Genomic DNA, 14,853 nt, shown 5'->3' on the forward strand with positions numbered 1-14,853 from the left:
TGAGGTGACTTAGTTCCTCCACTCCGCCCGAAAGAGAACCACCGTGGAACTTGTTCGACTGCTTGTTTCCCACTCGAAGCCCTATGCCGGATACGTGGCCATCCTGGTCATCCTGCAGACCGTGTCAACGTTGGCCACCCTGTATCTTCCCTCCCTCAACGCCGAAATCATCGACGGCGGCGTGGCCCGAGGCGATATCGGATACATCTGGGACCGCGGCGCCATCATGCTCATTGTGGCGTTCGTCCAGGTCATCACTGCCGTCATCGCCGTGTGGTTCGGTGCCCGCGCCGCAATGGGCCTCGGCCGGGATGTCCGCCGCGACATCTTCCAGCGTGTGTCCGGCTACTCCGCCGAAGACATGGGCCACTTCGGCAGCGCGACCCTGATCACCCGCAACACCAATGACGTGCAGCAGGTGCAGATGGTCTACCTCATGATCCTCAACTTCATGGTCGCGATGCCGATCATGTGTGTCGGCGGCATCGTCATGGCCATGCGCGAGGATGCGGGGCTGTCGTGGCTCGTGTGGGTATCCGTGCTGGTCCTGGCCGTCGTGGTGGTCACGCTCATCAGCCGCCTGGTCCCGCTGTTCACCGGCATGCAGAAGCGCATCGACCGCATCATCGCCATCATGCGCGAACAGATCAACGGCATCCGCGTCGTCCGCGCCTTCACCCGCGAGGATTTTGAGGCCAAGCGCTTCGACGACGCCAACCGCTCCATCACTGATCTCTCCGTCCGCATCGGCCGGCTCTTCGTCCTCTTGGGGCCGATCATCACCCTCATTCTCAACGTCTCCACCGGCGCCGTGCTGTGGTTCGGCGGTCACCGCGTCAACGAGGGCCTCGTCGAAGTGGGTTCCCTGACTGCCTTCCTCCAATACCTCCTGCAGATCCTCGTCGCCGTGATGATGGGCACGTTCATGGCGATGATGCTGCCCCGCGCCATCATCTGCGCCCGCCGCATCGACGAAGTGCTCAACTACGAGGCATCGATGAACGAACCAGTTGACCCCATCGAGCCCGCCTACCTGCGTGGCGATGTCGAACTCCGCGACGTCTCCTTCACCTACCCCGGCGCCGACCAACCTGTCCTCGACGGCATCTCCTTCACCGCCCACCCCGGCCAGGTCACCGCCCTCATCGGCGCCACCGGCTCCGGCAAAACGACCCTGCTCAATCTCATTCCGCGGCTGCACCGCGCCACCTCCGGTTCCGTGCTTATCGACGCCGTCGAGGTCACCGACCTCTCCCGGGCCTCCCTGGTCGAGCGGGTGTCCATGGTCCCCCAAAAGCCCTACCTCTTCTCCGGGACGGTTGCCAGCAACCTGCGGCTCGGCGCCCCCGATGCCACCGACGACGAACTGTGGGAGGCCCTCGATACCGCCCAGGCCGCCTTCGTCCGCGAGCACGAACTCGGCCTGGACATGCCGATTTCCCAGGGCGGCACCAACGTTTCCGGTGGCCAGCGCCAACGACTGTGCATCGCCCGCACCCTCGTTGCCAACCCAAAGATCTACCTTTTCGACGACTCCTTCTCCGCCCTCGACCTCATCACCGATGCCAACCTCCGCGAAGCGCTGGTGCCGCGGATGAAGGACGCGACCATGATCGTCGTAGCGCAGCGAGTCGCCTCCATCGAACACGCCGACCAGATCCTCGTCATGGAATCCGGGCGGATCGTCGCCCGCGGCACCCACCTCGAGCTGCTAGAAAGCTCGCCCACCTACCGTGAAATCGTCGAATCCCAGATCGCACCGGAGGTCGCGCCATGAGCACCGAACCGCAACTGACCGACCAGGAGATCCTGGAACTCGAGGACAAAGTTGGCACCTCCCAATGGGGCGATTCCTCCCCTCGCCGGGCCAAGCAGTTCTGGCCCTCCGCCCTCCGCCTCATCGGATTGCTCTCCCCGTACCGTTTAGCGCTGGCGTTCGTGTTCTTCCTCGTCATCATCTGTGTCGTTCTCGCCGTCTGGGCGCCGAAAGTCATGGGCCAAGCGATGGACGTCATCTTCAGCGGCGTTATCTCCGCCCAACTGCCCGCCGGCGCCACCCAGGAAGAAGTCATCGCCGGACTGCGCGCGGCAGGCCAAAACACCTTCGCCGACATGGCCTCCGCGATGACGCTCACCCCCGGCAGCGGCATCGACTTCGATCGCCTGGGCATGCTCATCCTCGCCGTCATCGCCATGTACAGCGGCTCATCGCTATTCATGTGGTTCGAGGGGCGCATCCTCAACGACCTGGTGATGAAGGTCGTCTACGGCCTCCGCACCGATGTCGAAAACAAGATCAACTCCCTGCCCTTAAGCTACTTCGACTCCCGTCAGCGCGGCGACATCCTCTCCCGCACCACGAACGACGTCGACAACATTCAGCAGGCCCTGCAGCAAGCACTGTCGCAACTGTTCTACTCCGTGCTCATGATCATCGGCATCATCATCATGATGTTCTCGGTGTCCTGGCAACTGGCCCTGCTCGCGCTCCTTTCCCTGCCGCTGACTGGGCTGGTCATCGCCGTGATCGGCACCCGCTCCCAAAAGCACTTTGCCACCCAATGGAAGGCCACCGGAAACCTCAACGGCCACGTCGAAGAGGCCTTCTCCGGCCACGATATCGTGCAAATCTTCGGCCGCAGCGAAGTCATGGTCGACGAGTTCGACGAGCGGAATCAAGACCTCTACTCCTCCGCCACCTCCGCGCAATTCCTCTCCGGCACGATGATGCCCATCATGCAGTTCATCTCCTACCTATCCTACGTTGGCATCGCCGTCGTCGGCGGCCTCCGCGTCGCCCAAGGTCAGATGACGCTTGGCGACGCCACCGCCTTCATCCAATACTCCCGCGAGTTCAACCAGCCCCTCGGGCAGGTCGCTGGCATGCTGCAGATGGTCCAATCCGGCGTCGCCTCCGCCGAGCGCGTCTTCGAGCTTCTCGACGCCCCCTCCCAGACCCCCGACACCACCTCACCGGAGCCCGCGGAACAAGCCCGCGGCCGCGTCGAGTTCCGCGACGTCACCTTCAGCTACAGAAAAGACGAACCGCTCATCCACGACCTCAACCTGCAGGTCGAACCGGGCCAAACCGTCGCCATCGTCGGCCCCACCGGCGCCGGAAAAACCACCCTGGTCAACCTCATCATGCGCTTCTACGAACTCGACTCTGGTGAGATCCTGCTTGATGATGTCGACATTGCCACCATGTCCCGCCACGCCCTCCGCTCTCAAACCGGCATGGTCCTCCAAGATGCCATCCTTTTCGAAGGAACCATCATGGACAACATCCGCTACGGGCGCCTCGACGCCACTGATGACGAGGTCATCGCTGCCGCCACCGCCACCTACGTCGACCGCTTCGTCCATGCCCTCCCCGACGGCTACAACACCGTCATCGACCAGGACAGCGGCTCCCTCTCCGCCGGCGAACGCCAGCTCATCACCATCGCCCGCGCCTTCCTCGCCCAGCCAGCCCTGCTCATCCTCGACGAAGCAACCTCCTCCGTGGACACCCGCACCGAGGTGCTCGTCCAACGCGCCATGAACGCGCTGCGCACTGACCGCACCTCCTTCGTCATCGCCCACCGCCTCTCGACGATCCGCGACGCCGACCTCATCCTCGTCATGGAGGCAGGACGCATCGTCGAACAAGGCACCCACCAGCAGCTCATCGATGCCGAAGGTGCCTACTACCGCCTCCACCAATCACAATTCGCAGAGGACGACTAGAGGTTCCTGGAGCTAAGGGCGCTCCCAGCTCGCGACCCCACCGACGACCACCCGAAACAGCGGGTGCGCATCCAGCACACCCTCCGGGAGGTCGTCGGCCCGCTCCGGATCACGGACGGTGAGCTTGGTCAGCAGATGACCACGTTCAAAAATCATCTGGCCGTCAGTGACATCAATGAGTTCAGCCGGCCCCGGGTGGACAATCTTCGAACCGTCAAAGTTATAACCCCGAGTCACCGCCTCCGCATGAATGCCCTGCAGATAAACCCCAATCGCTGCCAGCGGATCTTGGTGAGCTCGGAAGCGCTCCAACTGCGGATGATTCGTATACCCCTTGGTCAGCCCCTGCAGAACCTTCTGAGCCAGCAGCGTCTCCCGCCAACAAGCGACCAGACCTTTCTGATCAAGATACCGAGGGTGGAAAGACCAAATGCGCATGCCGTGAGACTACCCGGATATCGCTAGTGACTTATGCATCGAGGTCGGGGTGGGTGCTGCGTCCTCAGCTTGCGACACGTTGGATCCTGACTGGCATGAGAAGCTCTCTGGCGAGTGTCTACCCGCCCCAAAGCTTGCAACCAGGCGCATTTCACAGAGGCCGAGTAGTCTGCCACTAAACATCTTCGATTCCAGGGAGATAGACGACCCCTGTCCCGGACAACTCCATCAATCCATTCCTTGCCCATGTGAAAGGGCATCCCCGCTGGCGCGGGGAGCACTGGGAACCAAAGGGAGATACGAAAGCGCTCGTATGCTCTACCTCGCCGACGCGGAAAGCACGCGGCCACACCTTGCGCCCCGCCCCTCATTGCCGTCCCCGGTTCGCCGGGGCGGCTCCCATGAGCCGATCACTTGGGGCGGGTTGATGGGGCCGATAGGCCTAGATGGGAGGTGATCGCATGCACATCGAAAATGTGCGCGCGTCCGCATGGCAGGTAGTCCGCTATACCGCTACCCGTGCCACGGTGGTGCTGTTCGTTGGCACCATGTCGGAATGCCGCGACTTTGTGCGCGCTAACGCACCTGCCTAGCAGAAATAGGCAGGTGCGCCGGGCCACGGCTTACGTCGTGGCCCGGCCCCCATCATATCCCACCACTACAGATCGCAATTGCATTAAGGACTCATGCGACATTGGGCCCATTCCCGCTAGCTCGGGGAGCACACTAACAGCGCCGGTGTTCTTCGTCGCCGCGCCGACTCATCCCCGCTGGCGCGGGGAGTACAGGCCCATAACGATGTTCTTCACACTTCGCGCGGGCTCATCCCCGCTGGCGCGGGGAGCACTTGCTGTCTTCGTCATAGTCCGGGCCGCGGCGGGGCTCATCCCCGCTGGCGCGGGGAGCACTCATCATCCTGCTTCGAGCGCTCTTCCTCGTACGGCTCATCCCCGCTGGCGCGGGGAGCACAGCACTACGGTGCTAGGCGACGGACACGGCCAGGGCTCATCCCCGCTGGCGCGGGGAGCACCTACCATTGGGTATCTCGGCAAGCGCACGACGAGGCTCATCCCCGCTGGCGCGGGGAGCACGCCGGGCCCCGCGCCACTAAAGCGGTTTGAATGGGCTCATCCCCGCTGGCGCGGGGAGCACAACGACTTTGGGCACACCGATGACAATGATCATGGCTCATCCCCGCTGGCGCGAGGAGCACGTCGTTCCGGGGCCGCCCATCGAGTTTGGGCCGGGCTCATCCCCGCTGGCGCGGGGAGCACAAGCCGGGTTGAGGCGGGAGGAGGTGGCCACCGGGCTCATCCCCGCTGGCGCGGGGAGCACGTCAAGGAGGTGATGTACATGCTGGCCTCATCCGGCTCATCCCCGCTGGCGCGGGGAGCACTCAGCGACCGGCAGCTCCATAAGATCCAGATCCGGCTCATCCCCGCTGGCGCGGGGAGCACAGCGCTTGGGAACTCGTCTACATGGAAGTATCCGGCTCATCCCCGCTGGCGCGGGGAGCACATCCGGGGCATTTGTCCAGGGGTCGGCGGTGAGGGCTCATCCCCGCTGGCGCGGGGAGCACAGCTCGGTGATATTCTCCAGGCGTTTCTCCGCGGGCTCATCCCCGCTGGCGCGGGGAGCACACCGGCCCGTCCGCCGGGCTGGGCTTGTACCAGGGCTCATCCCCGCTGGCGCGGGGAGCACGACCTGGGCGGCTGGGTGGAGTCGGACAAGAACGGCTCATCCCCGCTGGCGCGGGGAGCACGCGCGTCGTCCCGTTCGGTCTTGACGTGGCCACGGCTCATCCCCGCTGGCGCGGGGAGCACGCTTGAGTGAGTTCGTAAGCCCATTCCCGTGCCGGCTCATCCCCGCTGGCGCGGGGAGCACGGGATCGGCGTCGCAGGCCGCCCGGTCACGATGGGCTCATCCCCGCTGGCGCGGGGAGCACTTGAGAGGTTCTGACCGCAACCCGATATTCACCGGCTCATCCCCGCTGGCGCGGGGAGCACCCTCGCATCGACGGCGCTTGTCCTGACCGGCTGGGCTCATCCCCGCTGGCGCGGGGAGCACGTTTCATTCGTCGGTCGGTTGGTCGGTCGATACGGCTCATCCCCGCTGGCGCGGGGAGCACCCCATCATGATCGTCGTCCTGGCCGTCATCGCGGGCTCATCCCCGCTGGCGCGGGGAGCACCACCGAACGTAACGGCGGGGGCAATTCCCCTAAGGCTCATCCCCGCTGGCGCGGGGAGCACCAATTCTTGGACCGCGCGGATGTCGTGCGTGCGGGCTCATCCCCGCTGGCGCGGGGAGCACTGCGGCCCACCAGGTCGTAGACCGTCTTTCGGGGGCTCATCCCCGCTAGCGCGGGGAGCACGGCATTATTCGATGTGGTGGTGGTCATCAGTGGGGCTCATCCCCGCTGGCGCGGGGAGCACCCCTTGTGGCGGTCGCGGAGATTGCGGGTCATGGGCTCATCCCCGCTGGCGCGGGGAGCACTGAACGGCAACCGGCCCAGCGCCTCGACCTGCTGGCTCATCCCCGCTGGCGCGGGGAGCACCTACACCGCCCCGGTCTACATTCAACGTCAACCGGCTCATCCCCGCTGGCGCGGGGAGCACGCGAACTGTGGAACGCCTACGTCTCGCCTGTCCTGGCTCATCCCCGCTGGCGCGGGGAGCACCCGCTATCGCGGTGAAGTGGTGATCGTGCCAGGGGCTCATCCCCGCTGGCGCGGGGAGCACCGATGACGTGGTCATTGGTCATGGTGTCGGGTCGGCTCATCCCCGCTGGCGCGGGGAGCACTCCGAATATGAGTTGATCGAGCGTGCACACAAGGGCTCATCCCCGCTGGCGCGGGGAGCACACCACATCGGCGCTCATGAACGCCGGGGCCTGCGGCTCATCCCCGCTGGCGCGGGGAGCACTAGTCGTCGACGGTGCCGTTGGCGCGGACGGTGGGCTCATCCCCGCTGGCGCGGGGAGCACGCTGAAATTGCTCGCTTATCCGAGGGGTTGACGGGCTCATCCCCGCTGGCGCGGGGAGCACTGCGGATTTGGCCGCACGCTTTGAGATTAGTGCGGCTCATCCCCGCTGGCGCGGGGAGCACCGGTGAGGGAGCTGGTCGAGGGCTTGAGGTGGGGGCTCATCCCCGCTGGCGCGGGGAGCACCCGGCGATGGTGCGGGCGTTGTAGTCGGTGCCGGGCTCATCCCCGCTGGCGCGGGGAGCACCGAGCAATGCGGCGACGGTGTACGTCGCCCCACGGCTCATCCCCGCTGGCGCGGGGAGCACCCGGGGCTGTAGCGCGGTCCTTGGTCTTACCCAGGCTCATCCCCGCTGGCGCGGGGAGCACAGCTTCTCCACCGTCCAAAACACCTGCTTCGGCGGCTCATCCCCGCTGGCGCGGGGAGCACGGGTTGGTTTGCCAGCGAGCAACATCCTCGGCCGGCTCATCCCCGCTGGCGCGGGGAGCACCGCTTGCGCTCCCCGGCGACCAGGCTCCGCGCCGGCTCATCCCCGCTGGCGCGGGGAGCACGGGTTGGTTTGCCAGCGAGCAACATCCTCGGCCGGCTCATCCCCGCTGGCGCGGGGAGCACCGCTTGCGCTCCCCGGCGACCAGGCTCCGCGCCGGCTCATCCCCGCTGGCGCGGGGAGCACGTCGAAAGCCCGCCAGCAGGGCATCTGGGACGTGGGCTCATCCCCGCTGGCGCGGGGAGCACCTGAGAAACAGTCATGGTTACTTGGTGTCCTTGGGCTCATCCCCGCTGGCGCGGGGAGCACAACCACGACATGCCCCAAGTCAACGTGAGAGCGGGCTCATCCCCGCTGGCGCGGGGAGCACTTCGTCCGGGTGCGGAAATAGACGATCGCCCCGGGCTCATCCCCGCTGGCGCGGGGAGCACGTCGTTGATGGGACGAAGGCCATGGCCGAGGCGGGCTCATCCCCGCTGGCGCGGGGAGCACGGGGCCGTCGGCGCTGGATGGTGCCTTGGGGGGGCTCATCCCCGCTGGCGCGGGGAGCACATCTGCTTAGCCCGCTGCTCGACTACGGAACGGGGCTCATCCCCGCTGGCGCGGGGAGCACTGGTGACGGCGGACCAGTACATGAAGCGTTCGGGGCTCATCCCCGCTGGCGCGGGGAGCACTTCGTAGACGATGTGCCCGCTGCGCTTACCTGGGGCTCATCCCCGCTGGCGCGGGGAGCACGCGTAGGGGACACCGGATTTTGACTTGCGGTTGGGCTCATCCCCGCTGGCGCGGGGAGCACGCTTTGCGGGTGACTGCGTGGACGTAGGGGGTGGGCTCATCCCCGCTGGCGCGGGGAGCACTTGCGAGGTCAGACGGCTTAGGGGTTACGAGCGGGCTCATCCCCGCTGGCGCGGGGAGCACCCAAAAACAGTGCATGGTCGGCGCGTCGTCCCGGGCTCATCCCCGCTGGCGCGGGGAGCACGTCTGGGCGTGCGATGGGGGCCACTCATCTTGCGGCTCATCCCCGCTGGCGCGGGGAGCACGTGGGCGACTGTGATGCTCATGGCGCTAGTTCCGGCTCATCCCCGCTGGCGCGGGGAGCACACCCAAATCCCCAGGGTACGAACGGGCTGGGTGGGCTCATCCCCACTGGCGCGGGGAGCACGCGACGATATTGGCGACGACACCGTAGCCCGCGGGCTCATCCCCGCTGGCGCGGGGAGCACATCGTCCCTGATAGTTCTGCACCGAAAATAACGGGCTCATCCCCGCTGGCGCGGGGAGCACGAGGTCGACGGTGGTGTGGGTCGCGGCGTAGCGGGCTCATCCCCGCTGGCGCGGGGAGCACGGTCCCCGAATGGTGAGGGGACGGTACGGGGGAGGCTCATCCCCGCTGGCGCGGGGAGCACCGGATCTTAAAACGAAGGCTTCGCGCCGCAATGGGCTCATCCCCGCTGGCGCGGGGAGCACAGGTGATCGCCCTCCAGGGGGGCGGACGGGACGGGCTCATCCCCGCTGGCGCGGGGAGCACACCCTGGTCCGCCACACCGGCGGGCCGAAGGGCGGCTCATCCCCGCTGGCGCGGGGAGCACTGGATCGACGCCCAGACAGCGTGCGGCAAAGACGGCTCATCCCCGCTGGCGCGGGGAGCACACGGTGTTCAAGCGCCAATCAGGATTGTGGCGCGGCTCATCCCCGCTGGCGCGGGGAGCACGCGGTGGCGAGGCGGTGCGCCGCGTCCATGGCCGGCTCATCCCCGCTGGCGCGGGGAGCACGTCGAAATTCCGCGACGGTGTACGTCGCCCCACGGCTCATCCCCGCTGGCGCGGGGAGCACGGGTGATCGAGCACGCGGGGACCAGGCAGTGAGGGCTCATCCCCGCTGGCGCGGGGAGCACCGGAGGGCCTGCGTGTCGCGGTACGCGATCTACGGCTCATCCCCGCTGGCGCGGGGAGCACGATGATCCTGCCCGGTGTGCCGCTTACGAAGCGGGCTCATCCCCGCTGGCGCGGGGAGCACCTCGCCGAAGACCTCAACCCCGGACTCGACTGGGGCTCATCCCCGCTGGCGCGGGGAGCACGTCGTGGTCTCCACCGGCGCATGCGCCCTGTCCGGCTCATCCCCGCTGGCGCGGGGAGCACGTAATCATTGCCGTCCTCACTAGCTTCAGATAGGGCTCATCCCCGCTGGCGCGGGGAGCACTTCGCCGTCTTCCATGGTCACGCTCACGGGGCAGGCTCATCCCCGCTGGCGCGGGGAGCACATCGTGACTGGCTTCATCGTCCCGTCGACGGCCGGCTCATCCCCGCTGGCGCGGGGAGCACAGTACAAAAGGGCGCTGACGGGCTTGAAGGCAATGGCTCATCCCCGCTGGCGCGGGGAGCACTGATGATCATCTTCTTCACCTCGAGCTCCTGCGGGCTCATCCCCGCTGGCGCGGGGAGCACGGTGTCGGTGAGGTCCCAGACGGACCTTGAACCGGCTCATCCCCGCTGGCGCGGGGAGCACTGGTGTGGTCACATCAAGCGTGGTGAACACCTCGGCTCATCCCCGCTGGCGCGGGGAGCACGGCCAAGCCGGGGTCACGGACATCGCGGAGCTCGGCTCATCCCCGCTGGCGCGGGGAGCACGAGCGTGTCACGGACCTTGATAAGCGTCACCACGGCTCATCCCCGCTGGCGCGGGGAGCACGTAAGCCTTATCAGTGGGCGGGTCCGCAGGGCGGGCTCATCCCCGCTGGCGCGGGGAGCACGCACCGATAACCAGCTTGATCGGCCCGGGCACCGGCTCATCCCCGCTGGCGCGGGGAGCACACTCTCGACGGTGACAAACGTGTCCCTATCATCGGCTCATCCCCGCTGGCGCGGGGAGCACGGGGGCCGCGCGGGACAGCCGGAGGTTTGGTTGGGCTCATCCCCGCTGGCGCGGGGAGCACGTATTGGCAAGCTGTCGGAGCGTGTCACGGACCGGCTCATCCCCGCTGGCGCGGGGAGCACGTCCATCCACGTCCGCAAAATGTGGTGAGTGACGGCTCATCCCCGCTGGCGCGGGGAGCACGCCCGCCACCCCCACTCCGCATGGAGGACCTCGGGCTCATCCCCGCTGGCGCGGGGAGCACGCCATGAAACGCGCCGACTCCTATGAGATCGCGGGCTCATCCCCGCTGGCGCGGGGAGCACCTTTAGGTAACAAATGAGATGGCCCGATTCGCCGGCTCATCCCCGCTGGCGCGGGGAGCACTGGGGCAGTTCGATCGAGAAGTCGTCGAGATTGGGCTCATCCCCGCTGGCGCGGGGAGCACTCCGGCGGGCTCGGCGCCGCACTAGGCCAAGGCGGCTCATCCCCGCTGGCGCGGGGAGCACAAGGGCCTCACCCCGTGACTATTTTCCGCAGCCGGCTCATCCCCGCTGGCGCGGGGAGCACAACGCTGCACCTCGACTTGTCCGCGATCCACTCGGCTCATCCCCGCTGGCGCGGGGAGCACATGACGGCATCTTGGTCAAAGCCGGGGACAAGGGGCTCATCCCCGCTGGCGCGGGGAGCACCCCCGACATGTGTCACACATCACTCCTGTCCGGGGCTCATCCCCGCTGGCGCGGGGAGCACTGTTGAGGAGATGCTCCAGGCCGCTGGTGACAGGGCTCATCCCCGCTGGCGCGGGGAGCACCGCCCGCACCCCGGTAGCGGTCTCGACGGCGGCGGCTCATCCCCGCTGGCGCGGGGAGCACGGAAACATCGGGCATGATTAAGTGGTCCTTTCGGGCTCATCCCCGCTGGCGCGGGGAGCACTTCGACGAGGAACGCCTCGATCAGTGTTTCCGAGGGCTCATCCCCGCTGGCGCGGGGAGCACTTCACCGACGACCTCACCAACTTCACCACAATCGGCTCATCCCCGCTGGCGCGGGGAGCACCTTGATGAGTGCTTCGACCTGCCAAAGGAGACGGGCTCATCCCCGCTGGCGCGGGGAGCACCTCGACGCGTACACCAAGTGCGCCGACTTAGCGGGCTCATCCCCGCTGGCGCGGGGAGCACCGGGGGTCAACATCCCACACAAACAGCTTGTCGGGCTCATCCCCGCTGGCGCGGGGAGCACATCCTCGACTGGGAACAAGACCACGGGGCTGACGGCTCATCCCCGCTGGCGCGGGGAGCACACCAGCGACAACGCTGCTTTTCCGGTGAGCTGGGGCTCATCCCCGCTGGCGCGGGGAGCACGATGTAGCAGTGCCAATAGTGAATTTCGGAGCGGGCTCATCCCCGCTGGCGCGGGGAGCACTCCGCCGAGTTTGGCTGGTCAGATCAGGTGCTGGGCTCATCCCCGCTGGCGCGGGGAGCACCGAAGGTGATCACGCTCATGTCCCTGCGCTTGCGGCTCATCCCCGCTGGCGCGGGGAGCACGCGCAAGCATCGCCAATGACGTCCTTGGGCTAGGGCTCATCCCCGCTGGCGCGGGGAGCACGCGCAAGCATCGCCAATGACGTCCTTGGGCTAGGGCTCATCCCCGCTGGCGCGGGGAGCACCGGGCATACGGCGAGCAATTTGGTTCATATTTGGGCTCATCCCCGCTGGCGCGGGGAGCACCGTCGGCGGATGCTGTAGGCAAGGCGTCTAGGCGGCTCATCCCCGCTGGCGCGGGGAGCACATCGGTAGACCGCACCACCAGCACGACTGACCAGGCTCATCCCCGCTGGCGCGGGGAGCACTGGTCAAAGTCGCTCGCAAGTGGTTCTGGACGGGGCTCATCCCCGCTGGCGCGGGGAGCACGAATGTGGTTGAAGCGTTCTCCCACTCGCCTTGGGCTCATCCCCGCTGGCGCGGGGAGCACAATACGTCAAGCACGCGTTTACCGTGGGTGGGGGGCTCATCCCCGCTGGCGCGGGGAGCACGGGGTGGTGTCCAACACCCCGTCAATCTCATCCGGCTCATCCCCGCTGGCGCGGGGAGCACCTCGGCGATCGCGGCGGCGTTGAACGCTACCCAGGCTCATCCCCGCTGGCGCGGGGAGCACCGGCCGCTGTATATCAGGAGGTCGGCGACTACCGGCTCATCCCCGCTGGCGCGGGGAGCACAATACGTCAAGCACGCGTTTGCCGTGGGTGGGGGGCTCATCCCCGCTGGCGCGGGGAGCACTACGAGATTTGTGTCAACCAATCCCTGGACCTGGGCTCATCCCCGCTGGCGCGGGGAGCACTGGCGTGAAATCCACGATGAGAAGTTCCAAGCGGGCTCATCCCCGCTGGCGCGGGGAGCACCAGCACCATTCGTACCCTGCGGATTCGGATAACGGCTCATCCCCGCTGGCGCGGGGAGCACGCGAGCATGTTATTAAATTCACTGGGTGTGTCGGGCTCATCCCCGCTGGCGCGGGGAGCACAGGTGGCGGTGTCGTCGCCCTCCCACATCTCAGGGCTCATCCCCGCTGGCGCGGGGAGCACATTGGAGCATCACCATGAATTCGCGTGACATTGGGCTCATCCCCGCTGGCGCGGGGAGCACAAAATCGCCGTGAACAAAAAGGGAAATGAGTGCGGCTCATCCCCGCTGGCGCGGGGAGCACGGTGCGCCGCTTACGAAGCGTTCGTGAACTCTGGGCTCATCCCCGCTGGCGCGGGGAGCACTATAGCGCCGCCTTCAAATGCCTCCCACAAGACGGCTCATCCCCGCTGGCGCGGGGAGCACACCTCGGGCGCTACCCGTGATGACAATCCGCCGGGCTCATCCCCGCTGGCGCGGGGAGCACAACCCACCGGACTTTTCCTGTTACGGTGGCGCGGGCTCATCCCCGCTGGCGCGGGGAGCACGAGCGCGTCATTCAGATTTCCTACTACCTCGACGGGCTCATCCCCGCTGGCGCGGGGAGCACGCCTGGGATAAGGTTTGAATTTCATGCCAGGGCGGGCTCATCCCCGCTGGCGCGGGGAGCACACACGCCGATCATCGATCCCGTTGAGGCCGCCGGGCTCATCCCCGCTGGCGCGGGGAGCACCAGAAAGGAGCCATGCCTATGGATGCTCAGACAGGCTCATCCCCGCTGGCGCGGGGAGCACCGGGAGTTGACGCGGCGGCGGGTCTGGGGCTGGGGCTCATCCCCGCTGGCGCGGGGAGCACAGCGAGGTGTCTCGCCCTACACCGAGGCACTCCGGCTCATCCCCGCTGGCGCGGGGAGCACATGTTTTCAGAATTTCAGTGTTGCTGCGACCCGGGCTCATCCCCGCTGGCGCGGGGAGCACAAAAGCGTCAATCGCGGATCTCGATGGCTGGTGGGCTCATCCCCGCTGGCGCGGGGAGCACGACGGTAAGGACTAGGTCAACTAGCCAATGGTCGGCTCATCCCCGCTGGCGCGGGGAGCACCCAGCGTCTCCACGGTGTCCTGCACCTGCCCGAGGGCTCATCCCCGCTGGCGCGGGGAGCACTCATGAGAGTGACAGCCCGCTCAATCGCAGCCAGGCTCATCCCCGCTGGCGCGGGGAGCACGACCGCAACCTCATGCTTAATCATGCTGATCCCGGCTCATCCCCGCTGGCGCGGGGAGCACCATGGTGAGTCGCGCGAAGATTTTGAAGCGAGGGGCTCATCCCCGCTGGCGCGGGGAGCACGGGTTGATCTACCGCAAGGCGGTGACCCGTGAGGGCTCATCCCCGCTGGCGCGGGGAGCACGAGCAGGTAGATCACCGAGGTTCTCCCAGACTGGGCTCATCCCCGCTGGCGCGGGGAGCACATCATCGTCGGATCCACCAACGCCACCGACGGGGGCTCATCCCCGCTGGCGCGGGGAGCACTAGGACAAATCATCTTCCAGCACAGACGGCGTAGGCTCATCCCCGCTGGCGCGGGGAGCACGTGCCCCTAATTAAGGGCATCGGCAAGGTTGAGGGCTCATCCCCGCTGGCGCGGGGAGCACATCCGTTTCGGCTCCGACTTGCTCTTCGAGGACGGCTCATCCCCGCTGGCGCGGGGAGCACATCTGAAGGCGGCGATTGGTGACGTTCTGCCTGGGCTCATCCCCGCTGGCGCGGGGAGCACTTGAAGCACCAGAACCGTCTTCTTATGGAAACGGGCTCATCCCCGCTGGCGCGGGGAGCACCCCGCCCTGCAGGTCGCCACCGCCGACACCGTGGGCTCATCCCCGCTGGCGCGGGGAGCACACGACGGTGGCCGCGATTGTGGCGGGTATTCCGGGCTCATCCCCGCTGGCGCGGGGAGCACTGATTGCCAGGC

Annotated in this window: 4 protein-coding genes and 1 CRISPR repeat array (1 of these 5 running past the window's edge); of the genes, 3 read left to right on the forward strand and 1 reads right to left on the reverse strand. The window is 67.0% G+C overall.

What is annotated here, in order from left to right; genetic code table 11:
* Positions 1 to 43: 43 nt before the first annotated feature.
* Entirely contained in the window at positions 44 to 1,777 is a 1,734-nt protein-coding gene (locus CATRI_RS12175; protein ID WP_290217955.1) for an ABC transporter ATP-binding protein, read from the forward strand.
* On the forward strand, positions 1,774 to 3,729 hold the full coding sequence (locus tag CATRI_RS12180; protein ID WP_290217957.1) for an ABC transporter ATP-binding protein: 1,956 nt from the start codon (positions 1,774 to 1,776) through the stop codon (positions 3,727 to 3,729). Before CATRI_RS12175 ends, CATRI_RS12180 begins: the two co-directional genes overlap by 4 nt.
* 12 nt (positions 3,730 to 3,741) lie before the next feature.
* On the opposite strand, the gene CATRI_RS12185 is transcribed toward CATRI_RS12180, so the two are convergent.
* A complete protein-coding gene (locus tag CATRI_RS12185) occupies positions 3,742 to 4,167 on the reverse strand; it encodes a pyrimidine dimer DNA glycosylase/endonuclease V (protein ID WP_290217959.1) in 426 nt (141 codons plus the stop codon).
* Positions 4,168 to 4,628: 461 nt separating this feature from the next.
* On the opposite strand from CATRI_RS12185, the gene CATRI_RS12190 reads away from it, so the two are divergent.
* Positions 4,629 to 4,760, forward strand: a complete 132-nt coding sequence (locus tag CATRI_RS12190; RefSeq protein ID WP_290217961.1) for a hypothetical protein — start codon at positions 4,629 to 4,631, stop codon at positions 4,758 to 4,760.
* A 104-nt stretch (positions 4,761 to 4,864) separates the two neighbouring features.
* Positions 4,865 to 14,853: a CRISPR direct-repeat array (repeat unit 28 nt; unit sequence GGCTCATCCCCGCTGGCGCGGGGAGCAC); it runs 2,794 nt beyond the window's last position.

The sequence above is a fragment of the Corynebacterium atrinae genome (assembly GCF_030408455.1).
Taxonomy (GTDB): Bacteria; Actinomycetota; Actinomycetes; order Mycobacteriales; family Mycobacteriaceae; genus Corynebacterium; species Corynebacterium atrinae.